The 25469-nt window shown below is 62.3% G+C and carries 19 protein-coding genes and 2 pseudogenes; 11 read left to right on the top strand and 10 right to left on the bottom strand.

The features are described from left to right. Positions 1–173 precede the first annotated feature (173 nt). The gene (locus PCOSP_RS19615; protein ID WP_464709358.1) at positions 174–1010 is read right to left on the bottom strand and encodes an SGNH hydrolase domain-containing protein; all 837 of its coding nucleotides are present in this window, start codon (positions 1008–1010) and stop codon (positions 174–176) included. Further along, a complete protein-coding gene (locus tag PCOSP_RS19610) occupies positions 995–2092 on the bottom strand; it encodes an acyltransferase family protein (protein WP_464709357.1) in 1098 nt (365 codons plus the stop codon). Before PCOSP_RS19610 ends, PCOSP_RS19615 begins: the two co-directional genes overlap by 16 nt. Positions 2093–2337: 245 nt before the next feature. Here PCOSP_RS19610 and PCOSP_RS19605 point away from each other — a divergent pair, with 245 nt between their 5' ends. From PCOSP_RS19605 to PCOSP_RS19585, 5 genes and pseudogenes are all read left to right on the top strand, one after another. Next, positions 2338–3006, top strand: a complete 669-nt coding sequence (locus PCOSP_RS19605; RefSeq protein ID WP_464709356.1) for an ABC transporter ATP-binding protein — start codon at positions 2338–2340, stop codon at positions 3004–3006. Further along, positions 3003–5476 (top strand): annotated as a pseudogene (locus tag PCOSP_RS19600) (ABC transporter permease). Before PCOSP_RS19605 ends, PCOSP_RS19600 begins: the two are co-directional and overlap by 4 nt. Further along, complete coding sequence (locus PCOSP_RS19595) at positions 5473–6543, top strand: lipocalin-like domain-containing protein (RefSeq protein WP_464709355.1); 1071 nt, start codon at positions 5473–5475, stop codon at positions 6541–6543. Before PCOSP_RS19600 ends, PCOSP_RS19595 begins: the two are co-directional and overlap by 4 nt. A gap of 74 nt (positions 6544–6617) precedes the next feature. Next, positions 6618–6860 carry a hypothetical protein gene (locus PCOSP_RS19590; protein ID WP_041022076.1) on the top strand — a complete coding sequence of 81 codons (243 nt, stop codon included), beginning with the start codon at positions 6618–6620 and terminating at the stop codon, positions 6858–6860. A gap of 30 nt (positions 6861–6890) precedes the next feature. Further along, entirely contained in the window at positions 6891–7103 is a 213-nt protein-coding gene (locus tag PCOSP_RS19585; protein ID WP_464709354.1) for a hypothetical protein, read from the top strand. Positions 7104–7481: 378 nt separating this feature from the next. Here PCOSP_RS19585 and PCOSP_RS19580 read toward each other — a convergent pair whose 3' ends face one another. From PCOSP_RS19580 to PCOSP_RS19570, 3 genes are all read right to left on the bottom strand, one after another. Beyond that, entirely contained in the window at positions 7482–8000 is a 519-nt protein-coding gene (locus PCOSP_RS19580) for an Hcp family type VI secretion system effector (protein WP_041022074.1), read from the bottom strand. Positions 8001–8455: 455 nt separating this feature from the next. Beyond that, the gene (gene hglS, locus PCOSP_RS19575) at positions 8456–9832 is read right to left on the bottom strand and encodes a 2-oxoadipate dioxygenase/decarboxylase HglS (RefSeq protein ID WP_464709353.1); all 1377 of its coding nucleotides are present in this window, start codon (positions 9830–9832) and stop codon (positions 8456–8458) included. 131 nt (positions 9833–9963) lie between these two features. Beyond that, a complete protein-coding gene (locus PCOSP_RS19570) occupies positions 9964–10893 on the bottom strand; it encodes an alpha/beta fold hydrolase (RefSeq protein WP_175385627.1) in 930 nt (309 codons plus the stop codon). Positions 10894–11100: 207 nt separating this feature from the next. Here PCOSP_RS19570 and PCOSP_RS19565 point away from each other — a divergent pair, with 207 nt between their 5' ends. Continuing rightward, on the top strand, positions 11101–12339 hold the full coding sequence (locus PCOSP_RS19565; RefSeq protein WP_464709352.1) for a M20/M25/M40 family metallo-hydrolase: 1239 nt from the start codon (positions 11101–11103) through the stop codon (positions 12337–12339). Positions 12340–12533: 194 nt separating this feature from the next. Here the strand turns inward: PCOSP_RS19565 and PCOSP_RS19560 are convergent, their stop codons facing one another. The 4 genes from PCOSP_RS19560 to PCOSP_RS19545 form a co-directional block, all read right to left on the bottom strand. Continuing rightward, a complete protein-coding gene (locus PCOSP_RS19560) occupies positions 12534–12866 on the bottom strand; it encodes a DUF6124 family protein (protein WP_464709351.1) in 333 nt (110 codons plus the stop codon). Positions 12867–13358: 492 nt separating this feature from the next. Continuing rightward, a complete protein-coding gene (locus PCOSP_RS19555) occupies positions 13359–13691 on the bottom strand; it encodes a DUF6124 family protein (protein ID WP_464709349.1) in 333 nt (110 codons plus the stop codon). Between the two features lie 507 nt (positions 13692–14198). Beyond that, positions 14199–15533, bottom strand: a complete 1335-nt coding sequence (locus PCOSP_RS19550) for a substrate-binding domain-containing protein (protein ID WP_464709348.1) — start codon at positions 15531–15533, stop codon at positions 14199–14201. A gap of 80 nt (positions 15534–15613) precedes the next feature. Beyond that, positions 15614–16513 (bottom strand): LysR family transcriptional regulator, encoded by a 900-nt coding sequence (locus PCOSP_RS19545; RefSeq protein ID WP_464709347.1) that lies wholly within the window; start codon positions 16511–16513, stop codon positions 15614–15616. Between the two features lie 113 nt (positions 16514–16626). Here PCOSP_RS19545 and PCOSP_RS19540 point away from each other — a divergent pair, with 113 nt between their 5' ends. Together PCOSP_RS19540 and PCOSP_RS19535 are read left to right on the top strand one after the other, a co-directional pair. Then, the gene (locus PCOSP_RS19540; protein WP_464709346.1) at positions 16627–17640 is read left to right on the top strand and encodes a polysaccharide deacetylase family protein; all 1014 of its coding nucleotides are present in this window, start codon (positions 16627–16629) and stop codon (positions 17638–17640) included. 56 nt (positions 17641–17696) lie between these two features. Continuing rightward, positions 17697–18248, top strand: a complete 552-nt coding sequence (locus tag PCOSP_RS19535; RefSeq protein ID WP_175362033.1) for an ester cyclase — start codon at positions 17697–17699, stop codon at positions 18246–18248. A gap of 42 nt (positions 18249–18290) precedes the next feature. Here the strand turns inward: PCOSP_RS19535 and xthA are convergent, their stop codons facing one another. Then, complete coding sequence (xthA, locus tag PCOSP_RS19530; RefSeq protein WP_464709345.1) at positions 18291–19103, bottom strand: exodeoxyribonuclease III; 813 nt, start codon at positions 19101–19103, stop codon at positions 18291–18293. 187 nt (positions 19104–19290) lie between these two features. On the opposite strand from xthA, the gene PCOSP_RS19525 reads away from it, so the two are divergent. From PCOSP_RS19525 to PCOSP_RS19515, 3 genes and pseudogenes are all read left to right on the top strand, one after another. Next, positions 19291–19935, top strand: a complete 645-nt coding sequence (locus PCOSP_RS19525; protein WP_139644436.1) for a GNAT family N-acetyltransferase — start codon at positions 19291–19293, stop codon at positions 19933–19935. 75 nt (positions 19936–20010) lie between these two features. Next, complete coding sequence (locus PCOSP_RS19520) at positions 20011–21738, top strand: autotransporter assembly complex protein TamA (protein ID WP_464709344.1); 1728 nt, start codon at positions 20011–20013, stop codon at positions 21736–21738. Then, a pseudogene (locus PCOSP_RS19515) lies at positions 21735–25408 on the top strand (translocation/assembly module TamB domain-containing protein). The gene PCOSP_RS19520 and the pseudogene PCOSP_RS19515 overlap by 4 nt, the downstream one beginning before the upstream one ends. Positions 25409–25469 lie beyond the last annotated feature (61 nt).

Genomic DNA, 25469 nt, shown 5'->3' with positions numbered 1-25469 from the left:
CACACCATCCATGCCCACCGCTAATCCCCTGTGGGAGCGAGCCTGCTCGCGATAGCGGTGGATCAGCTTGCATCGATTTGCCGGTGCCGCCGCCATCGCGAGCAGGCTCGCTCCCACCCCCTGATCTTGGGTGGACACACCATCCATGCCCACCACCAATCCCTTGTGACAGCCTATCTTGTTGCGGCGATCGTTCCGGGGTGGGTGGGGTCGTGGAGAAGTGAGAAGCCCTGGTCGAGCAACGTGCGGCCAATGAAGCGCGACCCCCCATCGTTCAAGTGCGCGTCATCGCGATAGAGCATTTGCCCGTCGATGATCGGGCTGCACAGTCCCGCAGGGCAGATCACTTGATTGGGGTCGATAAAACGTACCTGGGGCAACCTGACGCGTATCCCTGCCCAGTAAGGTGCAGTTATATCCAGTTGGGCCGAGCATCGGCGATCGATGCCGAACATCAAGCGGCGCACGGGACAGGTCGCGGCTTTGTCGATGTTCTGGTTACTGAGGATCACGATCACCTGGTCTGTGTTGGCCGCCACTCGCTTGATGCTGGCTTCGACCCTATCGGCGGCGGCTGCGTCTTTCGGCCAGGCCCCGGCCAGCACGACGTAAGGGTAATGATTCTGCTCGATCAGGCTGAGCACGCGTCTGTTACGTTCCATGCAATGGGCGGCATACACCGTCGATACCTGAGCGGTGTAGCTGAAGATTGGCGGGCAGCCATCCAGGGTGTAATCCATCAGCTCGACGCCGTTGGGTTCGGCCAGGATATCCACCATGCCGGTGAAATGGTTGGCGAACGAGTCACCGACCATGATCCCGTCTATCTGCTCCTTGTGTGCTCCAAGTCGACAATGGGGGTTGGGCTCGGTGTCGTATTGCGCATTGGGCATGTGGCAGTCGCTGCGAAGTTTGTTCGGTTCGACCAGAGTCATTGCCTCGAGCGCCGCCACTTCAGGCGCAAAGCGCTGGGGAAAACCGTGCAACTGCAGGCTCAGCGCAGCCAGCACGGCGAGCCCAAGGGCCGGAGCGATGAATCGTCGAGTGAATACGTGTGCAAACGGTAATTGTGCTCCGGTCCGTCGAAAGGGGCGTTCGATATAGCGCCAGGAACACCAGGACAGGGCGATCGACACCCCAACAGTGAAATCCCCACGGGAAGGGTAATGGCAATGCCCAGGTAATTCAGATAGGCAATCAATGGCCAGTGCCATAGATAAAGCGAGTAGGAGATCAGGCCGATGAAGACCATGGGCCGGTTGTTCAACAAGCGAGACTGAACGCCTGCACTGCCGGCCAGAATCAGCAGCGCAGCGCCCAGGCAAGGCATCAAGGCATTGAGGCCGGGGAACGGGGCGTCGGGGCTCAGGGCAAACAAGGAAAAACCGATCAACCCGGCCCCTACCAACGCGAAACCCAAGGCTGCCCGCTTGTCGAGCGGCCTTGGCCGATACAGATAAATGCCCAGCACCCCGCCCACCATCAACTCGAAAAAGCGCGTGGGCAGCAGATAGTAGGAGGCGGTGACGAAGACGTTCGTGGCGTACTCAGAAAAAGCAGTCGCCGCGATAATGCCCACCCCCAGCACGGCCAGCACATAACGCGGCGCCAGCCGATGAATCGCCAGGATGAGCAGTGGCCAGATCACATAGAACTGTTCTTCAATACCCAGCGACCAGGTGTGCAACAACGGGGCCTCGCTGGCGTCCGCCGCGAAGTAATTTCCGTACTTCACCCAGATGTAGATATTCGAAACCCCCAGCAGGGAGAACAGTGCACTGACGTTGAACCGGGTCAGGTCGGCCGGAGAAAGGATGACAGCTCCGGCGATCACGCTCGCCAGCAATACCGCTACCAATGCGGGAACAATGCGGTTGATGCGCCGCTGATAAAAACGCTTCACCGAAAAGCGGTTGTGCTTGATCTCGGAAAATACCTGGGAGGTGATCAGAAAACCCGAGATGACGAAGAAAATGTCGACGCCCACGAACCCGCCCGGGAGCAGGTTGGTGTTGAGGTGATGGATGAGCACGGCGAAGACTGCAACGGCGCGAAGCCCGTCGATATCGTGGCGATAGTCGCTGTGAGACATGTCGGTGATCGTCCTTGAATGCGAGATCGTCAAGGGTCGTCATATTCATGACGGTTTCGCCGACAGCCTGGAAGCGGCGTGAATTACTGATTGATTAATAGCTGAAAATAGGTTCCGCACAAGATTATCGGATCCAATATCGCTTCATGCTGACAAGCGGTTACTGCCCTTGCGCAGATCCAGCGATAGGGTCTGTACTCAACTCCGTTATCCTGAGCCTCACTGTGTCTCATCCGAGCCTTTCCATGCTTGAAGTCCGCGATGTGTTCAAAAGCTACGTCACTCCTCAGGGCCCGTTGCCGGTGCTGCAAGGCGTCGACCTGACCCTGGCGCCGGGCAGCAGCCTGGCGCTGATGGGAGAATCCGGCAGCGGCAAAAGTACGCTGCTGCACTTGGTCGCCGGGCTGGATAAGGTTGATCGCGGCAGCATCCGCTGTGGCGAGTACCGGCTCGACGGCATGAGCGAAAGCCAGTTGGCGAGTTGGCGGCGAACGGAAATTGGCCTGGTGTTCCAGCAGTTCAACCTCATCAGCAGCTTGTCGGTCGAAGACAACCTGGGGTTCCAGGCGCGATTGTGTGGTCGTCATGACCCTGCCTGGCAGACCCATCTGATACAGCGACTCGGGCTTGGGGACCTGCTGCGACGTTATCCCGAACAGCTTTCCGGCGGCCAGCAGCAACGGGTTGCCTTGGGCAGGGCGCTGGCCTCGCGTCCGCCTTTGCTGCTGGCCGACGAACCCACCGGCAGCCTCGACGAAGCCACCAGCGATGAAGTGCTGCACCTGTTGCTGGAGCTGTTGGACGGCAGTTCCACCAGCCTGCTGATGGTCACCCACAGTCCACGGGTGGCGGCCCGTCTGGCTGAACGCGTGGTGTTGCACGGTGGGCGGTTGGCGCAGGTGGGCCAGGATTGATGATCTTTCGCCAGACCCTCAAGGCCTTGCTCAGCCATTGGCGCCTGCACCCGGTGCAGTTTTTCAGTGTATTGACCGGCCTCTGGCTCGCCACCAGCCTGCTGACCGGTGTGCAAGCCTTGAACAGTCAGGCCCGGGACAGTTACGCCCGGGCCAGCCGGCTCATTGGCGGCGAACCCCAGGCCAGCCTCAGTGCCCCCGGCGGCGGTACTTTCCCCCAGCAATGGTTTGTCGATCTGCGCCGCCAGGGTTGGCCGGTGTCGCCGGTGTTGCAGGCCAGGGTGACGCTCAAGGGGCGTGAAGACCAGCGCCTGCAACTGATGGGCATCGAACCGGTGTCGCTGCCCCCGGTGCGGCGCTGGCGGGGCAGGCGCGGGAGATGAGCGAGGTGGTGGCGTTTTTCACCGAACCCGGCCGTACCTGGATCGCTCCGCAAACCCTGCATGCCTTGGGACTGGGTGAGGGCGACCGGCCTCTGACCACCGATGGACACACCTTGCCGGCCCTGCACACCCAGGCGGACATGGCGCCGGGCATGCTGCTGATGGACATCGGCTTCGCCCAGCAAGTGCTCGGGCTGCCGGAGCGGTTGTCGCGATTGCTACTGCCCGCCACATTCACCGCGGCGTTGCCCGAGCCGTTCAACGGTCGTTTGCAGTTCAAGCGCGCCGATGAAGAAAACAATCTGTCGCGCCTGACCGAAAGCTTTCACCTGAACCTCGATGCCCTGGGCTTCCTGTCGTTTGTGGTGGGGTTGTTCATTGTTCATGCGGCGATCGGCCTGGCCCTGGAACAACGCCGCAGTTTGCTGAGAACCCTGCGAGCGTGCGGCGTCAGTGCGCGGATGCTGGTCACCAGTCTGACGGTCGAGCTGGGGGCACTGGCGTTGTTGGGCGGCGTTGCCGGGGTACTGAGCGGCTATTGGCTGGCGAGTCTGCTGTTGCCGGATGTCGCGGCGAGCCTGCGAGGGTTGTACGGCGCCGAGGTGCCCGGGCAATTGAATCTCAGCCCGTGGTGGTGGCTGAGCGGGGTTGGCCTGAGCCTGCTCGGCGCGCTGCTGGCCGGCGCCGACAGTTTGCTGCGGGCGGCGCGCTTGCCGTTGCTGGCGCTGGCCAACCCCCAGGCTTGGCACCAGGCCCATGCGCGCTGGTTGCGCCGTCAGGGCTGGGTGGCGACATTGGCGGCGCTGATTGCCGTGTTTGCGTTGATTCGGGGCGACAGCCTGGCCAGCGGTTTTGTCCTGATGACGGCCTTGCTGCTGGGCGCGGCCCTGGCCTTGCCGGTGGTGCTCAATCGTGCGCTGAACCTGTTGCTGCGTCGCAGCCGTTCCGTGCTCGGACAATGGTTTCTCGCCGACTGCCGGCAACAACTGCCGATGTTGAGCCTGGCGTTGATGGCCTTGTTGCTGGCGTTGGCGGCAAACATCGGTGCCGGCAGCATGACCGCAGGTTTCCGCCTGACCTTCACCCACTGGCTCGAACAGCGCCTGACCGCGGAACTGTACGTCAGCCCGCAGACCCCGGCCCAGGCCGGCGAGCTGCACGCCTGGCTCAAACAGCAATCGACCGTGACCGCCATACTGCCCAACTGGCAAGTCTCGGTGCCGCTGCAAGGCTGGCCGACGGATGTCTTCGGCGTCATCGATCACCCCCTCTATCGCCAGCATTGGCCGCTGTTGGAATCCGCCGACAGACCCTGGGAACAACTGGCCGCCGCCGACACGCTGATGCTCAGCGAACAGTTGGCTCGCCGCCTCAAGGTTCGGGTTGGCGATCAACTCACCCTGCCGACCCCGCAAGGGCCATGGACGCCGCGTATCGTCGGGATCTACGCCGACTACGGCAATCCCAAGGGCCACGTGCTGGTCAATGCCGACCACCTGCTCGTCCATTGGCCGCAACTGACGCCGTATCGCTTCAACCTGCGGATCGAGCCGTCCGCCATGCCGACACTGCTGGCGGCGCTGCAAAGCCGATTCGACCTGGACGACAGCCGGATCGTCGATCAGGCCCGGCTCAAGGGCTGGTCGACCCAGGTGTTCGAACGCACCTTTGCCGCCACCGCCGCGCTGAACGGCCTGACGCTGGCCGTGGCTGGGGTAGCGCTGTTCATCAGCCTGCTGACCCAGAGCCAGAGCCGCCTCGGCCAGTTGGCGCCGCTGTGGGCGTTGGGCGTGACACGTCGGCAACTGATGCTGCTCAACCTTGGCCAGACCTGGCTGCTGTCGCTGCTGACCCTGGTGCTGGCCGTGCCGCTGGGTGTCGCCCTGGCCTGGTGCCTGGATGCGGTGATCAATGTGCAGGCGTTCGGTTGGCGCTTGCCGTTGCGGGTGTTCCCGGTGCAACTGGCGCAACTGCTGGCGTTGGCGATGTTCGCCACGTTGCTGGCGTCCGCCTGGCCGCTGTACGCCTTGTACCGCACCCAGCCTGCGGATCTGCTCAGGCGCTTTTCCCAGGAGGACCGCTCATGAGAATCAGGATCGGCCTGCTGCTGTTGGCGCTGCTCAGCGGTTGTGACAAACCGGCGGAACCTCCAAAAGGCTTTGCCGGCCTGGGGGGCGAGGCCGTTGCCTTCACACCGGTAGTGCCGGGACGGGTGTTCGGCTTTCCTGCGGATCACGGCGTTCACCAGGGCTATCGCATCGAATGGTGGTATGTCACCGCCAATCTCAAGGATGCCGAGGGGCATGAATTTGGTGTGCAGTGGACGCTGTTTCGCAGCGCCTTGAGCGCCGGGCCCCAAGCGGATGGCTGGCGCAACCAAACGATCTGGCTCGGTCACGCCGCGGTCACCTCTGCGACAGTCCATCATGCCGCCGAGCGCTACGCCCGGGGCGGGGTGGGGCAGGCCGGGGTGCGGGCGGTGCCCTTCGAGGCCTGGATCGACGATTGGCAATTCACGACCCAAGCGAGCGGCACCGACCCGTTGGCCGACATGCAACTGAAGGCCCGCGACCCACACTTTGGCTATGAGCTGCGGCTCACGTCGGCCCGTCCGCTTGTCTTGCAGGGCGACAAAGGCTTTAGCCAGAAATCCGAACAGGGGCAGGCGTCGTACTACTACAGCCAGCCGTTCTTCCAGGCCAGTGGTCAGCTGGAAATCGACGGTCAGCGTTATACGGTCAGTGGCTCGGCCTGGCTTGATCGCGAATGGAGCAGCCAACCGCTGACCGCGAACCAGACTGGATGGGACTGGTTCTCCCTGCATCTGGACAGTGGCGAGCATGTGATGCTCTACCGCATGCGTCACAAGGAAGGGTCGCCGTATCTCACCGGCACCTGGATTGATGCCCAGGGCCAAGCGCAACCCCTGCACGCCGCCGACATCGAGCTGGTGCCGCTGGACACGGCCCAGGTCGCCGGACGCTCGATGCCGGTTCGCTGGTCCATCAACATCCCCGGCAAGCAGGTCGAGATCACCACTCGCGCCCTGAACCCCAATGCCTGGATGGCCCTGCGCATTCCCTATTGGGAAGGGCCGGTGCAAGTGAGCGGCAGCCAGGGAGGGAGCGGTTACCTGGAAATGACCGGTTATTGAGATCGTCGGAACTCCCGGGGAGCGGCTCCCTCATACGTTATGAATGCCCGGACAAGGCCTGATAGGAGCCCGTCATGAGCGACGACCTCAAACCCCCGGCGCTGGCCGATTGGCAGCGATTGTTCGACGACAAGGCCTATTGGCAGCAGTCGCCTGACGCTCATTTCACCGAGTTGATGCAGGTGGCCAACGACCTGTTCGGCCAAGGGGCTATCGACCTGGCGCAGTGGCAGGAGCTCAAGGCCCGGGCCGAACAACTGCACCAGCGCTCCCCGGACGCCAACGTCGCCGAAGAAGTCGCCGACCCCGATGCCTGATCTGTGAGCCCGAACACGCCAGGAGTAGCCATGAAGGACAACCCCGATCACACCACTCAGAACCCCGACGAACCGGCGCTGCCTGGCGAAGTGGAGCGCGATAACGATGCCCTGCGTCCGAACGATCCGGCTAAGCGCAAGCAGCAGGAGGGTAACCCCGGAGCGGGCGAGACCGATGCGCAAAAAGCCGGACGCTATCCCGCGAGTCCGTCATCTCGGTCCAATAAGAACGGCGATGTATAACTATTGTCAGGCTGATGTAACGCGTTACATGGCTTTTGTTGGGGGGATAGTTGTACTGAGCTGTTGCATTCATCTAACAGGTGTAGAGCTATTGATGGGATCCAAGTTCTGAAAGTCAGTCAAACGATTAATTGAATGGATGAGTGCGTATTGGCTGCCAATAAAAAAATAACTCAATAGTGAATAATTATTTATAACAGCTGGCGGACACGGCTCGAAAGTTCCACTATGATTGAGCCCGTTCGCCCAGTGTCTGGCTCTTTACCAGTGCATGGAATGCCGAGGCCGTCACACTGGGCGAACACCGTCTGAAAACTTCCTCATACTTATCCACATCGACCAGCCGAGCCGGCCGATGCATGAACGGCTGTCCCGGTATTACCCGGCAACCGGCGAGCGCCAATCATCGGAGCCCGACGTTCCGCTGACTTCGTGAGTCCAAGTAATCTTGCGATAGGTGAAATGCACATCTTCCAGATGGGTAAAGTGTGCGTTCGCCGGGTCTTGGCAGTTGAGCATGTAGTCCTTGATATCGACGATGATCGCGTCTTCCAATGTAGTGGTGTAGTAATGCTCCTGGGTGCCGGCAGCAGAAGTGCGATACCACTGGATTTCAACTTTGGTCAGGCGTTCGCCGCAGGTCAGGGCCGCCAGCAACAGCGGCGAGGCCTTGTCGAAGACCTTGGTGATGACCAGCGGTTTATGCACGCGTTGGCCGGTTGGCTGGCCGGACTGTGGATCGCGCGGGATGATGACCTGATGCTGGAAGCCCTGCACCATGACCTGGTCTTCATGACCTTCCTGATAGGTGTTGCCCACCGAGTCGGCAGTAAACGCGCCGGCGGTGATCAGACCTTGTTTGGTGCCTTCGATGGACATGTACGCGGGGGTAGCCAATGGATGCTCTCCTTGCTGGATAACTAAAGGACCCCGGACGGGATCGTCCGAGGTGCCGGAAGGGTTATCAAGAGCTATGCCATTGCCTAAAAAACTTCGTTATTTCAAATGGTTATTGAGTTTTTTCAACAGTTGTCGAGTGTTTCTCCGGTCATTTGGACACGATGTGCGCAATGGCCTGCGCAGTGTCGTGCAATTTCTTGCGCAACGGTTGTGAGCCCGTGAGCACAGACACAACGACTCGAATGATGGGTTTCATGGCGAAAGCAGGTGTGCATTTTTTGCCAGTCACGGTCTTGTGGCAGAGACACTCCCACCGGCCTGCGAAGCAGCCTGATGCGGGTCAGCTCAGAGAAATAAAAGCGCCATAAGCTCTTGTGGCGAGGGGATAAATCCCCTCGCCACAATCAGTCCACAGCACGGAATTTTTCCAGGCGTGCAGAGGAGCGGGCACTCTACAAACCCAACGCCATCCTGCACTCATCAATGGAGCGCTGTTGCGTCTCGGCGTACAGCCCCAGCTCATCGATCGTCGTTCGTCCCAACGCGGCTTCGAAGGCCTGACGATTGGATTGTCCAGCGTAACGGCTCTGGGCGTCATCGCCGAGGTTCGACTGGAAGATACCGGCGGCGCTGACCGGCAGGAAATCTTCATACACCAGCGGTTCGGCGCGCAGGTATCGCTGTTCAACCAAGTGTTCCAGCGACGTCGATGGCTCGAGTGTGCCTTTGGCGGCCAGGCCCTTTTGCGTCACGAAATAGCGGAAGTACGCCAGTGCCTGCCGGCGCAACTCATCGTGGCTGTCCGGGAACGGCGCAAAGTGTTCGGTCATCAAGGTGTTGTAGCGCGCGGCATTGGCCTCGTTGGGAAATTCCCCCAAGGCATCCCGCGCCGCATTCAGCAACTGATCGTAGAGCGCACGACCCTTGGGCGTGAGGGCGGCGCCCCGTTGTTCGATTTCACCGAAGCGGGCGCTGTGGCTGCCTTGGGCGTGGGGCTGGTCGGTGAACGCGACGGGTTCGTCGAGCGCCTTGAAACTGGTCTGGCGCAACAGGATCGGACACTGGCGGCGGGGCGGGCCTTCGATCACCGCCTTGGGGGTGATGCCATGCACGGGCATCTGCGCCTGGACAATGTCGATGTCCAGGGTGCGCGGTGTCAGGTGGTTGATGTGCGGGCCCTTGAAGGCGACCACGTCAGCGATCAGGCGGTGCTGGGCGCTGAGTTGACGGTACTGTTCGGCGGTGACGGTGGCGCTGTGGTGCCAGCGAAACGTTTCCAGGGCTTGCAGGACGAAGTCGTCGGCCTGGGCTTGCGTCAGGCCACCCTGGCGTTCAGCGAGGTCGATGAGCGCAAGGGCTTGGGGCGTAAAGATCTGCCGTTTGACCAGCACCGATTCGGCAAACGCCCGAAGCTCGCTGTTGTCGATCAGTTCCAGGCGCAGCAACGAGGTGAACACCCGGAACGGGCTGATCTGCAAGGCGCTTTCATGCACGGCGCGAAAGGCCGTGGAATGCACCGGTACCCCGGCGGGCGTGAGGTCGTAATAGCCCACCGGCTGCATGCCCATGACCGCGAAAAGCCGGCTCAGGGTCGCCAGCTCCGCAGCCGTGCCAACGCGGATCGCGCCGTGGCGTTCGAGGTCCAGGCGCTCGCGTTCGCCGGTGCTGTCCAGGTGTTCCGCCAGTTGCGGATCGTTGACCAGCACCTGGGCATTGGTCTGTTCCACCAGGTTCATCAGCGTGCCGTACAGGGGCACCTCGTCGCGGTACATGTCGGACATCGCCCTGGAGAAGCGTTGGCGGATCAGGTCGGGACTGACGAAGCTCATGGTGGGAATTCCTGGTTCGGGCTGTGGGAATTGGGAGTGAAAGTGGAACGAAAGATCGCAGCCTTCTCCAGCCCCCGCAAACGAAGAATCTTCAGGACTTCATTCTGTCAGGGACTGATCCCACAGGACGTTCACTGTCCCAACCCCTTGAGAAACCCCCGATACAACGCCGCTGTCCGTTCCGGTTTTTCTATGGGCGGCAGGTGACCGAGCCCGTCCCAGATTTCCACCCGCAGATCGGCGATCCCCTTGCTCCATACCGGCACGCAGCTGACGTCGATCATCCGGTCCTGGCGGCCCCAGAGCAGCAGCGACGGCGCGCGTATGTCGGCCAGGCGCGGCTCCATTGGCGGGCTGGCGTTGAAGTCCGTATAGATCTCCGCCAGTTCCTCCCGGCACCTGACGTATTTATCGGCCACCGCTGCCAATACCACTTTCGGCACCCAGGGTGGTGAGTCCATGGTCATCGCGTAGAACGGTGGGAAATCACTGCGCGAGCGCATCAGGGATGGGTTGCGCCCGGCAGCCACCTGGCGGTCCATGTCGCTGGGCTGGGGCGACGTCACGCCGGCCGGATTGAGCAGCGCCAGGGTCAGCACCCGCTCCGGCGAAGTGGCCGCCAGCCAGGCGGCCAGGTAACCGCCCATGGAGTTGCCGATCACATGGACCTTGTCCAGGCCACAGGCGTCGAGCAACTCGATCACCCGCCGGGCCTGGGTCGGAATGTCATAGCCGCCGCCGGCCTTGAAGCCGGTATCACCATGGCCGGGCAGGTCGGGGATCAGCACCCGGTAGTCACGAATGAAGGGCCGGGCGAACCGCAGCCAGAGGTTCTTGTCGGCACTGTAGCCATGCAGCATCAGGATGCAGCCGGACGCTTCGTAAGGTCCGCCTTGCAAGGTGGACACTGTCATTTCGCTGATGGGCACGGTGATCTTGTGCAACCGGGAAAGACGCGTCTCCACGGCCATGCTCAGGTCGAACAGCACCTGGCCGATGCTCGGATAGGTCAGCCAGCTCCAGACAACGAATACAGCAAGGATCACCCACAACAACAGCATGCCTTCTCTCCATGAACGACAACGGAATGTGTTTGGCCAGCCAGGGCCGATGGGGCAGACGGTACTTGTTTGCTGCTACCCCTGTCATGTATAGCCAAAATCTGCCGGGGACTACAGGAATTAAATCACCCGCCTTCGGGTGGCGGTTGCCCATGGGCTCGGGTTAGGGTGCCCCTGCAGTCTTTCTTTACGGAACAAGGATGAATCATGATGATTACCGCTTTGCGCTCCCGTCTGGCCGTGAGTCTCGGCCTGAGCCTGGTCCTCGGTGCCTTGGCGCCCGCCGCTTTCGCACAGCCGAATCAAAAGGTCCTCGCCGATGCCGAACAGTACAAAGGCGAGGCCCTGGCACTGCTCGAAAAACTGGTGAATATCGATTCCGGGTCCGGCTACGTGCCGGGGCTGACCCAGGTTGGTGACATTGCCATCGATGAGTTGAAGAAGCTGGGCGCCAGCATTGAAAAAGTGCCGAATTCCGATGGCAGCCAGCACATCCTGGCGACCCTCAAGGGCACCGGCAAGGCGAAGATCCTGCTGATGGCCCACATGGACACGGTGTTCAAGGAAGGCTCGGCTGCCGAGCGTCCGTTTCATATCAAGGACGGCCGCGCCTACGGGCCTGGCGTAATGGACGACAAGGGTGGCATCGTCGCTGGCATCTATGCGTTGAAGGTGCTCAAGAACCTGGACTTCAAGAACTACGCGCAGATCACCTTCCTGCTCGACGCCAGCGAAGAAACCGGCTCGGACGCCGCCACCGATCTGATCAAGAAAACCGCCAAGGCCCACGACGTGACCCTCAACCTGGAACCGGGTCGCCCGGCCGACGGCCTGGTGGTGTGGCGCAAGGGCAGTGCCACGGCGCTGGTGGAGGTCAAAGGCAAGGCGTCCCACGCCGGTGTGGCACCAGAGCTGGGGCGCAATGCGGCGATGGAAGCGGCGCACCAGATCCTTCAGCTCGGCAAGCTCGGCGACGCGGACAAGAAAACCACCATCAACTTCACGGTGCTCAACGCGGGCGACCGCACCAACGTGATCCCCGACAAGGCCACCGCCAAGGCTGACGTGCGGGCCGCTGTGCCGGAAGAGTTCGACCGTATCGAAAAAGACCTGGCCCGTGTGTCCCAGGACAAACTGATCGCCGACACCGAGGTCACCACCAGCCTGAAACGTGGCCTGCCGCCAATGCCGCAGACGGCGGAGTCGGATCGCCTGATGGCCATGGCCCAGGGCATCTATGGCGAGCTGGGACGCAAACTCACCGAAGAGGGCAGCGGCGGCGCGGCGGACGCCAGCCTGTCGGCCGGGGTCGGCACGCCGACGCTGGACGGTTTCGGGATCGTCGGCGGCAACATCCATACGCCCGAGGAATACGCGGAAGTGGAAAGCGTCGTGCCACGGGTTTACCTGCTGTCGCGGATGATCATGGAGTTGGCGGGACGGTAGCCATCAGGACCCAGTGCAAAATCCTGTGAAGGGGCAATCCCCAGTGGGTTAAGGCATACCCCCTGTGGCGAGGAATCCTGTGGGAGCAAGGCTTGCCCGCGATGAAGCTCACGCGATTGACCGGGTAACCGAGCGCCTGTATCGCGGGCAAGCCTTGCTCCCACAAAGTCCCCTCTCCACAAAGGGGGAATTGGCTAGCGCGGGTCGACGTTATCCAGCGCCCGGTTCGCCAGCAATCCACTCAGTTCGATCAATTGCTGGATGCCCAGGGCCACATGCCGCCGCGAGCCGTCCAGCTCGAACGCCAGGTCGCTGACCATGGCGTTGGCCGAGGACAGGGTTTCGCTGAGGTTGGCGAGCAGGCACTCGGTGTCGACGCCGTTGACCACGGTGAAGAGTTGGCCTGGGTCGGTCTTGGCTTGGGTCGGGTGGGGCTTGAGGTAGAAATCGAGGGCGCGCTTGGCGGCTTTGTCGAGTTCCGATGCGTTGGGATCGGTGTTCGGTGGGTTGGGGGTTACTTTGAACATGGTTGAAGCTCCAGGTAATTAAATTGGAGCCATCACTCTCTCGCTACCAAACGAAGGGTGGCGGCCATACGAAGGTTGGTAGACCGGTTACCTGGCACCCGGCGCGTCCGAGGACGCCCTACGCATGACCACCATCAAATAGAAGACAAAAACGTCCCCTGCACCCGGTTGCACAATGCGCCAGGAAAACCGGGCTACCAAACCCGATCGCTGATTCGTCAGCGACCGGAAAACGATAAAGCCGGGCCCCCAAGGCGCACAAGCCGGCGGATTCTGGCGTAGTTGTAGGCAATGGCGCAAGGCGATGTAGTTGGGGCCTACACCGAAACGAATCCAGTAAACACCGGGTTCCTGGAGCGAGGGATTTTTTGTGGGAGCAAGGCTTGCCCGCGATGAAGTTCACTCGATTTACCTTGGAACCTGGTGGTCTGTATCGCGGGCAAGCCTTGCTCCCACAAAGTCCCCTCGCCACAAAGGGGTGTGTGGAATTAGCTAGCGCGGGTCGACGTTATCCAGCGCCCGGTTCGCCAGCAATCCACTCAGTTCGATCAATTGCTGGATGCCCAGGGCCACATGCCGCCGCGAGCCATCCAGCTCGAACGCCAGGTCGCTGACCATGGCGTTGGCCGAGGACAGGGTTTCGCTGAGGTTGGCGAGCAGGCACTCGGTGTCGACGCCGTTGACCACGGTGAAGAGTTGGCCTGGATCGGTCTTCGTTTCGGTCGGGTGGGGCTTGAGGTAGAAGTCGAGGGCGCGCTTGGCGGCTTTGTCGAGTTCCGATGCGTTGGGATCGGTGTTCGGTGGGTTGGGGGTTACTTTGAACATGGTTGAAACTCCTTGGTAAATGGAGCCGCAACCTATTGCTACCAAACATTAGGTGGCGGCTATACGCAGGTTGGTAGACCGGGTACCAAGGCAACCCAGCGCACCACAAGGGTGCCCTGCGCACAGCCGCCATAACAATCTGCCGACGAAAATCGTCAACGGACATTTGCCGAAGCTGTGCGCCTTAGTTTACCTGGGCTACCAAACCCGATCGCTGATTCGTCAGCGACCGGAAAACGATAAAGCCGGGCCCCCAAGGCGCACAAGCCGGCGGATTCTGGCGTAGTTGTAGGCAATGGCGCAAGGCGATGTGGTTATGGCCTACGCCGGAACGAATCCAGTAAACACAAGGCTATTGTGGCGAGGGGATTTATCCCCGCTCGGCTGCGTAGCAGTCGCCAATCGGCTGACACGGTTCATCCTGTTGCATCGCGGTGGCTGGTTTTGGGGCCGCTTCGCAGCCCAGCGGGGATAAATCCCCTCGCCACAGGGGGCGGTTGGAACATTTCAGTACACCCAAACCTCCACCCGCCGATTCCTGATCCGGCCCTCATCCTCGCTATTGGCCGCCACCGGCATCAGTGCGCCGAACCCACGCACTTCCCGCAGGGTCACGCCGTTCCTGACCAGCTCACGTCGCACCGCCATGGCCCGCAACTTGGACAGCAGGTCCGCTCGCGCCGGATCATCCTTGGCGTCGCCGAAACCCACCAGCGTGACGTGCCGTTCGGTTTTGCCGTGTTGCCGGAGGTAGTCGAGCACGCGGCTCAGGTCCTGGCGGGCCTTGTTGTCGAGGCTGGCGCTGCCTTCGGCGAAGCGGAAGTTGACGGTCAGGCGTTGGGCGTGGCGGCTCAAGGACTGGTAGCCCTCAGGCATCAACGCATTGGGCGTGACGGCCATGGCCCGCACGGTCTGGGCGATGAACCCGTTCGCCGCGACGATGGCCTGGCCCTTGTCACTTTGGGTGAACGCCACCAGCGCCTCGGCCCATGGGGTGCTCGCCTGGGGCGGCAGGTAGAAGAACAAGCGCCGGGACAACGGGTAGTCTTCCGTGGCAATCAGGTTGTTCAACGGCAACATGGGTTGGGAATCGCCGTCGGCTATCGCCAGCGCCTTGGCCTGGCGCACGTAGGGCAAACCGATGAAACCGATGCCTTGGGGATCCTGGCTGACGGCATCGGACAACTGTTCGCTGGATTCGAAGCGCAGGGCGGCGGGGTCCAGTCGTTTGCCCTGGCGGTTGAGCACCAGTTCCTTGAAGGTGTCGTAAGTGCCGGACTGGTCGTCCCGGGCGTAAAGCCGTATCGGTCCGCCGACGCTGCCCACCGACTCCCAGGTCTTCGCGTCGCCGCTGAAGATCTTTGCCAGTTGCACCGTGTTCAGCTGACGCAGCGGGTTGCGTGGGTGAAGGATAATCGCCAGGCCATCAATGGCGATGACCTGCTCGGCCGTAGGAGTTTTCAGATCCCCCAGGGGCAGCAGCTCCTTCAGCTCGTTGTCCTTGATCGGCCGGGAAGCGGCGGCGAGATCGGCGCTGCCCTGCTTGAGGGCGGCGAATCCGGTGCTGGAGCCATGGGCGGCGATGTCGATCTCCACCCGCCGGCCATCGGCGGTCTGGCCGACGATACGCTGCTCGTTGTCATGGCCGGTAATTTCGCTGCTGACCTTGAGCAGCCCCTGATCCTCCATCAACCCTCTGGCCAGGGCTGGCCCCAGCATCGCGCCAATGGTATTGGACCCTTGGATGCGCAGGGCCGGGCCGGCTTCCGGAACGGGCAAGCGTTCGGTTGCCATCGTCAATGGCAGCCATAACGCCAATAGCCAGGCAACGCACTGCCGCATGTCGACACCCTAAGAACCCAAGACGATGCGGGGGAGAATAAGTCAGGCAGATGTCTGAAAGATGACAGGGCGATTGCGTCTTAAACGGCCGTCTCGGTGGCCGCCAGCTCGCTGACCAGGCGCTCGATCAGCGCGCGCACGCGGCTGGGCTGGACGCGGGCTGTCGGGTAGACAATCTGCAGCAGGGTGCTGCCGGCGGTGAAATCCGGCAGTAACTCGACCAACCGTCCGCTCTTGAGATCGTCGCGCACATCCCAGATCGATTTGAGGCTGATGCCGTGCCCCTCCAGGCACCATTGGCGCACCAGGCCGCCGTCATTGGCGATCCGCCGACCCTGGACCATCACCCGGTGAACCTCGCCGTGCCGGCTGAACGTCCATTCCCGCGCGGTGTTGATGCCCAGGCGCATCACCAGGCATTCGTGCCCGGCCAGTTCCGAGGGATGGGTGGGCGTGCCGTGACGTTCCAGGTAGCGGGGCGCGGCACAGACCACCCGACGGTTTTCCCCCAGCGGCCTGGCTCGTAGCGAACTGTCGGCCAGGGCGCCGTAGCGGATGGCGAAATCGAGCCCCTGGCTGACCAGGTCCACGTAGCCGTCCCCCAGGTTCAAATCGAGGCTGACGTTGGGGTGCTCGTCGAGAAAGCGCGACAGGATCGGTTCGATGTATTGGCGTCCCAGATCCTGTGGGGCACTCAAGCGAATCGGCCCGCTGAGGTGCTGGGTGCCGCTGCGGATATTGGCGTGCAGCTCGCCGGCTTCGTTCAGCAATCGGCGCGCGCCTTCCACCAGCAGCCTGCCTTCGTCGGTCAGGCTGATTGCCCGCGTGGTGCGATTGAGCAGGCTGGCACCGTAGTAGCTTTCCAGCGTGGCCAGTCGTTCCGAGACCGAAGCCGGGGACAGCCCCATTTCCCGGCCCGCGGCAGACAGCCCGCCTTTTTCAACGATGAGTAGAAACAGTTCGAGGTTCTTGAGAAACATTGTTCGGAGTTTCCGAAATGTATTTTCGTAAGCGGCTCAATTATCAGGAAAACCCGCAAGGCCTACCTTAGCACCCACTTGATCACACCGCAGCGTTTTCCCAGGAGTCCGCCATGGCCGTTCCCGAGGCACCCACTGATATCCACAACCCCGAGCGCAGGACCTTTCTGGCCCAGGCGGGAGTCGGGGCCGCGCTGCTGGCCGCCGGTGACTTGCTGGCACCAGGGCCGGCATACGCTGGTGTCCCCGCCGCAACTTCCGGCGCCGCGAAGGGCGCTTTCTGGCCGGGCAGTACCCGGTTGGTCATTTCGATTTCCATGCAGTTCGAGGCCGGCGGGCAACCCCCGAAAGGCACCGACAGTCCGTTTCCTCCGGTCGATTTTCCGGACAGCGTTCCTAGCGATCCGGCCACCAATACCTGGTTTGCCTACGGGTACAGGGAAGGGATCCCACGGCTGTTGGATCTGTGGGATCGTCATGGCGTCAAGGTCACGTCTCACATGATCGGCGAGGCCGCGCGCCGCCATCCGTCCCTGGCCCGGGACATCGTGGCCCGCGGTCACGAAGCCGCCGGGCATGGGCCACGCTGGAGTTCGCAGTTTGCGATGAGTCGCGATGAGGAGCGCACCTTCTTGCGCGAGGCCGCGCGTATGGTGCAAGAGGCCACCGGGCAACCGGTCACCGGCTACAACTGCAATTGGTTGCGCCGTGGGCCCAATACCCTGGGGTTGTTGCAGGAGTTGGGTTACCTCTATCACATCGACGATGTCAGCCGCGACGAGCCTTTCATCGAGTCGGTCAATGGCAAGGATTTCGTGGTGGTGCCCTATACCTTGCGCAATAACGACATTGTGCTGATCGAAGGTCGTCATTACTCCCCCCAGGCGTTTCTGGAGCAGGTGAAGCTCGATTTCGATCAGCTTTATGAAGAAGCCGGCACCCGGCGGCGAATGATGTCCATCAGTGCCCATGACCGCATCAGTGGCACGCCGCAGATGGTCAGGGTCTGGGACGAATTCCTGCGTTACGCCAAGCGTCACCCGGGCGTGGCGTTCATGCGCAAGGACGACATTGCCCGCTACGCCCTGGCCAGCCCCCTGACGGTCCGTGAAGCCGAAACCCTCTGATGTCTTGACCCTGACTGTGGCTCATCGCCCGGTCCTTCTATCGAAAGGAACCCATCATGCTCTTCTCGTCCCTTGCCATACCCGGCGGTCCACGCCTGGCTGGTTTTCTCCTGTCCATGGGCCTGTCACTGGGCGCTTCGGCCGCCACTGATGCGCTGGTCGAGCCCCAGAACCTGATTGTCGACCGGAGCCTGTCTGCGGAACAGGCATCGGCCTCGATCCTGGCGGCCCGGCGATATGACACCTTCTGGCACACCGGGAACGAAACGTTTGCCCGGGAAGCGCTGGCGCCGACCTTCATCGACAAGACCCCGCCTGCCGGGCGCAAACAGGGGCCGGAGGGCCCGTTGCTGGCCTCCCGTGCCTTCCGCCAGGCGGTGCCGGACCTCACGTGCACGGTGGAGCAAATGCTGGTGGTGGGGGATAGGGTGGTGGTGCACCTGCGGTTTCGTGGCCATTTCAGCGGCACCTTCGACCAGCTCAAGGGGCAGGGCCAAGCGGTCGAATTCATTGCCACGGACATCTACCAGGTGGAGCAAGGCAAAATCGTCGCCAACTGGCACATCGAGGACAACCTGACCCTGTTCAAGCAACTGGGTGCCCTCTGACCCAAAGGCTCGCCGCAACGGCGAGCCTTTCTGCTTGGCCGATCAGCTCAATTGCAGCCAGATCGGCGCATGGTCCGAAGGTTTCTCCATGCCCCGCAGTTCATAGTCCACACCGGCATCCTTGACCCGTGGCAGCAGGCCGTGGGAGGTCAGGATCAGGTCGATGCGCAGGCCGCGCTTGGGTTCGTCCTCGAAGCCGCGGCTGCGGTAGTCGAACCAGCTGAAGCGGTCGGTGACGTCCGGGTTCAGGTGACGGAAGCTGTCCACCAAGCCCCAGTTCTTCAGGCGGGCCATCCACTCGCGCTCTTCCGGCAGGAAGCTGCATTTTCCGGTTTTCAGCCAGCGCTTCATGTTGTCCGGGCCGATGCCGATGTCGCAGTCTTCCGGGGAGATATTCACATCGCCCATCACCACCACAGGCTGGTCGTTGCTGAAGCGGCTTTCCAGCAGGTGCTGCAAATCGCTGTAGAAACGTTCCTTGGCCGGGAACTTGGTCGGATGATCGCGGCTTTCACCTTGTGGGAAATAGCCGTTCATGATGGTCACCGGCACGCCATTGGCATCGGCGAACGTGCCCCAGATAAAGCGCCGCTGGGCGTCTTCATCGTCGCCCTCGAAACCTTTGTACAAACTCAGCGGCGCCTGGCGGGAGAGCAGGGCGACGCCGTAATGGCCTTTTTGCCCGTGGTAATGCACGTGGTAACCCAGGGCTTGCACTTCGGCCAGGGGAAACTGTTCGTCGTGGACTTTGGTTTCCTGCAGGCCGATCACGTCCGGCTGATGCTTCTCGATCAGTGCCGCCAGCTGATGGGGGCGGGCGCGCAGCCCGTTGATGTTGAAGGAGACGATCTTCATGGTCGGCTGTCCTGGCAAAACTGCGATGCTAGCTGACATGTCGGAGAGGAGCCAGCGTGGCAGTAGGACAAATGCACTGCTAATGTCCTGTAGCGAGGGCTCTGTGGGAGCAAACTGTGGGAGCAAGCCTTGCTCCCACAAAGCCCCCGCCCAGGCCTCACCAAGCCCGCCCAGGAGATTCCCCACCATGCCTGAAACCGCCATCGCCGATATCCACATGCTCGACAGCGGCTATTCCCGCGAAGCCCGTTCGTTGCTGTACCAGGCCTATCGCCATGAGCCGACGTTCAGCTACCTGTTCGAGTCCGAGCGCCCGGGTTACGAGCAGAGGGTGAGGGCGACGGTACGGGAGTTGGTCAAGCAGCATTTTCTCCAGGAGTTGCCCGCCATTGGCTTGTTGGTCAATGACCGGCTGATCGGTATCGCCCTGATCGCTCCCCCCCAACGCCGCCTGGGCATCACCGAAAGCTGGGCCTGGCGCCTGCGCATGGTGTTGAGTACCGGTTTTCGCTGCACCCGGCGCTACCTGGAATACCACGCGGCTGTGACGGGTTGCCTGCCGTCGGATGCGGTCCATGTGCTACCGCTGCTGGGGGTGCATCCACAGTTTCAAGGCAAGCACTTCGGCGAGCAGTTGCTCGAGGCGGTGCACAACTGGTGCGCGGTGGACGAGCACTCCCAGGGCGTGGTCCTGGACACCGGTAACCCGCGATACCTGGAGTTCTATAAGCGCCAGGGGTATGAGGAAATCGGCGAGATTGCGGTAGGACCGATCCGCGAGCACGTGTTTTTTCACCCCAATCCCCAGGTTTTGCAAAGCGCAACGGCCTGAACCTGCTCCCGTCTGCGAACTTTTGAGACATGTCCGGTTCTATCAGGCTTCCAAGCCCGTGTTAGCATCCGCGCCATGAAATTCCCAGGACGAATAACCAGTGGCGCGCTCCTGCTGTCTCTCAGCTGCGCGGTGCTGGCACAAAGTGAATTGGATGTACGGGTCAAACCGTCCAATGATGCGCTCAAGGCCAACGTCGAAGGTTACATCGGTGGCCTGGGTGATCGTGACGAGGAGGCCTTGCTGCGCTTCAGTCGTGGCGCCGAGGAGCAGGCGCGCAAAGCCGCCCAGGCACTGGGCTACTATCAGCCGCGGATCGACAGCGAGGTCAAGGGCGGCAAGCAGCCTCGCCTGATCCTGAGCATCGACCCCGGCGAGCCGGTGCATTTGCGCAACGTCACCGTGCGCATCGACGGCCCGGCGGCCTCACTCAAGGCCTTTCGCGTACCCGACAACGCCGCCCTCAAGCCGGGCGCGGTGCTCAATCATGGCCGCTACGAAGACGCCAAGCGGACGATCCAGAACCAGGCTTCGCGCTATGGCTTCTTCAGCGGGCGATTCGTCAGCCAGAAACTGCAGGTGGACCCCCAAGCCGGCGTCGCCGATATCGAGCTGATCTACAACAGTGGACCACGCTACACCCTGGGGGCGGTGAGTTTCGAGGGTGATACACCCTTCGACGAAGACCTGCTGCGACGTATGGTGCCCTTCAAGGCCGGTACGGCCTACGACTCCGAGTTGATCGCCGAACTGAACCAGGCCCTGCAATCGAGCGGGTACTTCGAAGGGGTGCGCGTGGATGCGGCGCCCACCGCCGCGACGGACAACGTGATCCCGGTCGCCGTCAAGCTCGACACCCGCAAGCCGCGCACCATGGGCCTGGGCCTGGGGTTCTCCACCGACGTCGGCCCGCGGGCCAAGGCCAACTGGACGCGTCACTGGGTCAATCCCCAGGGCCACAGCTACGGCTGGGAGACGGAAGTGTCGGCACCCCGGCAGAACGTCGGCCTGTGGTACGACGTGCCGCTGGACCCGCCACTGACCGACAAGCTGCGCTACGCCGGTGGTTATCAGTATGAAGAGCTGGCCGATACCGACAGCCTCAGCAAATTGCTGACCGTGGGGCCCGAGTGGCACAGCAAGTTGCCCAGTGGCTGGCAGCGGGTGATATCGCTCAAGTGGCAGCGCGAGGAGTATCGCCTGGGGGATGATTCGGGCCTGAGCACGCTGCTGATGCCGGGCGTCAGCTATTCGTACCTGCGCAGCGACAACCGTATCGATCCGCATAACGGTTATCGCTTGCAGTTCGACACCAAGGTTGCCAAGGAGGGGCTGGGGTCGGACAACAACGTGGTCTACGGCACGGCCATGGTCAAGGGCCTGACCACGGTGTTCGACAAGCATCGTCTGCTGGCTCGGGCCCAGGTGGGCGGCAGCGCCACCAATGGCTACAAATCCATCCCACCATCCCTGCGTTTTTTCGCCGGCGGCGACCAGAGCGTGCGCGGCTACGATTATCAGAGCCTGTCGCCGGAAAACAACGAAGGCGATCGCATCGGCGGTCGCTACATGGTCGCCGGCAGCCTCGAATACCAGTACTCGATTGCGGAAAAATGGCGGGTCGCGACCTTCATCGATCAGGGGAACGCCTTCAACAGCCTTGAACTGCCAAGTCTCAAGACCGGCGTGGGTGTTGGCGTGCGCTGGGTGTCGCCGGTCGGTCCGATCCGCCTCGACCTGGCCCATGCACTGGACGACGAGGGCGGTATCCGATTGCACTTTTCCATGGGGCCTGAGTTGTGAGTCGTGGTTTGAAGAGAACACTGCTTGTGCTTGCTGCGTTGCTGGCATTGGTCGTGCTGACACTGGGCACCCTGCTGGGCACGCAGCCGGGTAGCCGTTGGATGCTGGGTCTGGTGCCGGGGCTGAGCGTGGAAAACTTCCAGGGGCGGTTGGGCGGACAGTGGAGCGCCGACCACCTCTTGTGGCAGCAGGACAGCCGCCGCGTGGAACTCGATGGAGTGATATTCGCGTGGTCGCCGCTGTGCCTGGCGCGCATGACCTTGTGCATCGAACAGCTCAAGGTAGATAAAGCCAGCCTGCAACTGCCACCCTCGGTCGACGCGCCGAGCAGTGGTCCGCTGAGCTTGCCGGACCTGGACTTGCCGGTCGCCATCGAGTTGGGAGAGGTACAGGTCGGCAGTCTGACGTTCAACGGCAGCGAACAGCTCAAGGGCTTGCAACTGGTTGCCCATTGGACCGCGTCGGGCTTGCAGATCGATTCGGTGCAATTGCAGCGTGATGAGCTGAGCCTGAAGCTTTCCGGGCTGTTGAAACCCGCAGGCAACTGGCCGCTGAAAGCCCAGGGGAGGTTGACCTTGCCGGCGCCGGGCGATACGCCGTGGGCGCTGGACCTGACCGTCGACGGCGACCTGCTCAAGACCCTCAACGTCAACGCCGACAGCAGCGGCTACCTGCAAGGTCGGCTGGCCGGCGAGCTGCAACCGTTGGCGGACAACCTGCCCGCCAAGGTGCGCATCACCGCCGACGGCTTCAAGGCCAGCGCCGATCTACCGGACACGCTGCTGCTCAATCAACTGGAACTGACCGGTGAAGGTGACCTGAAAAACGGCTATCAACTGCTTGGCAAGGCCACGCTGCCCGCCGAGCAGGGACCGGTGGCGCTGTCGCTGCAAGGCAAGGTGGACGCCGGTGGTGCACAGATCGCTGGCGTGGACCTGAACGCCGGTGACCGGCAGAGTTTGAACGTGACCGGGCAGGTGGACTGGCGCGAAGGTCTGAGTGCCGACGCGAAAATCGCCTGGCTGGATTTCCCCTGGCATCGCCTCTATCCGCTGATCGACGAGCCGCAGGTGACATTGCGCAACTTCAACGGTGAAGTCTCTTACACCGACGGTCAGTACCTGGGGAATTTCCAGGCCGCGCTGGACGGCCCCGCGGGGGCCTTCAGCCTGGGCAGCCCGTTCAGTGGCGACCTGACGCAGATCCATTTGCCGCAGCTCCAGCTCGCGGCGGGGCAAGGCAAGGCCGAAGGGCACCTGGACCTGCAATTTGCCGAGGGCATTGCCTGGGATACGGCGCTGGACCTGTCGGCCATCAACCCGGCCTACTGGCTCGGCGAACTGCCCGGCACCCTGGCCGGACCACTGCGCAGCAAAGGGTCGTTGAAAAACGACACCCTTAACCTCGACGCGGACCTGGACCTCAAGGGCAAGCTGCGCGGGCAGCCGGCGCTGTTCCAGGCCAAGGCCAGCGGCAGCGGTGAGCAATGGAACCTCGGCGCGCTGGACATCCGCCTGGGGGATAACCGCATCAACGGCAGCGCCAGCCTGCAACAGAAACTCACCGGCCAGATCGACATCAAGCTCGCGCGACTGGCCCAGCTCTGGCCGCAACTGCGCGGTCAGCTCAACGGCCGTATCGATGTGGCCGGGACCCTCAAGGCTCCCCAAGGCAAGCTCGGTCTGCAAGGCACTCAGCTTGCCTTCCAGAACAATCGCCTGCAGAGCCTGAACCTGGACGCCACCCTCGACAGCGCGCAGCGGGGCAAGGTCGATCTCAAGGCCAGCGACATCCGCGCCGGCGACACTGCATTGGGCGTGCTGACGGTCAGCGGTCAGGGGATATCAAGCAGCAGAAACTCAGCCTGAATCTGCAAGGACCACAACTGAACACCGCCTTGGGGTTCGACGGCACACTGGATCAAGGCAACTGGCGCGGGCGCCTGAACAGTGGCGATCTACAGGTCGGCGGTCAGGACTGGCGGCTGCAAGCCCCGGCGAAGCTGGAGCGCCTGGCCAACGGCACGCTCAATTTCGGCGCCCACTGTTGGCGTTCCGGCCAGGCCAGCCTGTGCGGCGAAGACCAGCGCCTGATGCCGGAACCGAAGCTGCGCTATCACCTCCAGCAGTTCCCCATTGAAAGCCTCGCCCAGTGGATGCCCAAGGACTTTGCCTGGCAGGGCCGGCTCAACGCCGATCTGCAGTTGGACCTGCCGGCCAGCGGTCCGAACGGGCGGGTTCTGGTGGACGCCAGCGGCGGCACGCTGCGGATTCGAGACAAGGAACAGTGGCTGGATTTTCCCTACCAGACCCTGAAGCTGGACAGCCGCCTGACCCCCAAGCGCATCGACACTGAGCTGAATTTTGTCGGCGCCCGGCTTGGCGAACTGATGGTGCAGGCACAGATCAACCCACTGCCCGCCAGCAAACCCCTCAACGGCTCGTTCCGCCTGACCGGCGTGGACCTGTCCGTGGTCCGGCCGTTCGTGCCGATGGTGGAAACCCTCACCGGTCACCTCAACGGCAGCGGCACATTGTCCGGCGGTTTGCTGGCGCCCCAGGTCAACGGCAATCTCGTGCTCAGCGATGGCGAGGTGTCCGGGCCGGAACTGCCGGTCAGCCTCGAAGCCTTGCAGATGCGGGCGATGATCGCCGGTGAAACGGTACGCCTCGACGGCAGTTGGAAAAGTGGCAAGAGCGGGCAGGGCAGCCTGAGCGGCAACTTGGGCTGGGGCGAGGCCTTGAGCATGAACCTGGCGCTCAAGGGGTCGCAACTGCCGGTCACCGTGGAACCCTATGCGGTGCTGGAGATGGCGCCGGATCTCAACATCACGCTGCACGGCGAGCGGTTGTCGATTGCCGGCAAGGTGCTGGTGCCCAAGGGCGAGATCACCGTCCGCGAATTGCCGCCCTCCACCGTCAAGGTCTCGGACGACACGGTGATCGTCGGCCACCAGACCGAACAGGGCAAAGCACCGATGGCCGTGGCGATGGACATCGATGTGATCGTGGGCCAGGAGAAACTCGCGTTTTCCGGCTTCGGCCTGACGGCCAACGTCCAGGGCCAGGTACACATCGGTGACAATATGGACACCCGCGGCGAACTCTGGCTCAACGACGGTCGTTACCGGGCCTACGGGCAACGGCTGACGGTACGGCGGGCGCGGCTGCTGTTCGCCGGACCCATCGACCAGCCCTACCTGGACATCGAGGCGATTCGCCAGACCGATGATGTGATCGCCGGCATCCGCTTGAGCGGGAGCGCCGAGCAGCCGGTCACGCAAATTTTCTCGGAACCGGCCATGAGCCAGGAGCAGGCGCTGTCCTATCTGGTGCTGGGGCGACCGCTCAGCACCACCGGCGAGGACAACAACATGCTCGCCCAGGCGGCACTGGGCTTGGGTTTGATGGGCAGTTCGGGGGTGACCACCAGCCTGGCCAGTGATCTGGGCATCAAGGATTTCCAGCTCGACACCCAGGGCAGTGGCGACGCCACCAGTGTGGTCGCCAGCGGCAACCTGTCGGAAAAACTCAGCCTGCGCTATGGCGTAGGGGTGTTCGAACCGGCCAACACCATCGCCCTGCGCTACAAGCTCAGCAAAAAGGTCTACCTCGAAGCCGCCAGCGGCGTCGCCAGCTCGCTGGACATCTTCTACAAGCGCGATTTCTAACCCCCCCATATCCCCTGTGGGAGCGAGCCTGCTCGCGATAGCGGTCTATCAGTCAACTCAT

The organism is Pseudomonas sp. MAFF 730105, assembly GCF_055380705.1.
This window is presented reverse-complemented; position numbering and strand designations above follow the sequence as displayed.

Bases quoted from the DNA above. Each gene is read 5' to 3' on its own strand.
- PCOSP_RS19610 (WP_464709357.1), bottom strand. From the start codon at position 2,092: ATGTCTCACAGCGACTATCGCCACGATATCGACGGGCTTCGCGCCGTT.
- PCOSP_RS19605 (WP_464709356.1), top strand. From the start codon at position 2,338: ATGCTTGAAGTCCGCGATGTGTTCAAAAGCTACGTCACTCCTCAGGGC.
- PCOSP_RS19595 (WP_464709355.1), top strand. From the start codon at position 5,473: ATGAGAATCAGGATCGGCCTGCTGCTGTTGGCGCTGCTCAGCGGTTGT.
- PCOSP_RS19590 (WP_041022076.1), top strand. From the start codon at position 6,618: ATGAGCGACGACCTCAAACCCCCGGCGCTGGCCGATTGGCAGCGATTG.
- PCOSP_RS19585 (WP_464709354.1), top strand. From the start codon at position 6,891: ATGAAGGACAACCCCGATCACACCACTCAGAACCCCGACGAACCGGCG.
- hglS (WP_464709353.1), bottom strand. From the start codon at position 9,832: ATGAGCTTCGTCAGTCCCGACCTGATCCGCCAACGCTTCTCCAGGGCG.
- PCOSP_RS19570 (WP_175385627.1), bottom strand. From the start codon at position 10,893: ATGCTGTTGTTGTGGGTGATCCTTGCTGTATTCGTTGTCTGGAGCTGG.
- PCOSP_RS19565 (WP_464709352.1), top strand. From the start codon at position 11,101: ATGATGATTACCGCTTTGCGCTCCCGTCTGGCCGTGAGTCTCGGCCTG.
- PCOSP_RS19560 (WP_464709351.1), bottom strand. From the start codon at position 12,866: ATGTTCAAAGTAACCCCCAACCCACCGAACACCGATCCCAACGCATCG.
- PCOSP_RS19555 (WP_464709349.1), bottom strand. From the start codon at position 13,691: ATGTTCAAAGTAACCCCCAACCCACCGAACACCGATCCCAACGCATCG.
- PCOSP_RS19550 (WP_464709348.1), bottom strand. From the start codon at position 15,533: ATGCGGCAGTGCGTTGCCTGGCTATTGGCGTTATGGCTGCCATTGACG.
- PCOSP_RS19545 (WP_464709347.1), bottom strand. From the start codon at position 16,513: ATGTTTCTCAAGAACCTCGAACTGTTTCTACTCATCGTTGAAAAAGGC.
- PCOSP_RS19540 (WP_464709346.1), top strand. From the start codon at position 16,627: ATGGCCGTTCCCGAGGCACCCACTGATATCCACAACCCCGAGCGCAGG.
- PCOSP_RS19535 (WP_175362033.1), top strand. From the start codon at position 17,697: ATGCTCTTCTCGTCCCTTGCCATACCCGGCGGTCCACGCCTGGCTGGT.
- xthA (WP_464709345.1), bottom strand. From the start codon at position 19,103: ATGAAGATCGTCTCCTTCAACATCAACGGGCTGCGCGCCCGCCCCCAT.
- PCOSP_RS19525 (WP_139644436.1), top strand. From the start codon at position 19,291: ATGCCTGAAACCGCCATCGCCGATATCCACATGCTCGACAGCGGCTAT.
- PCOSP_RS19520 (WP_464709344.1), top strand. From the start codon at position 20,011: ATGAAATTCCCAGGACGAATAACCAGTGGCGCGCTCCTGCTGTCTCTC.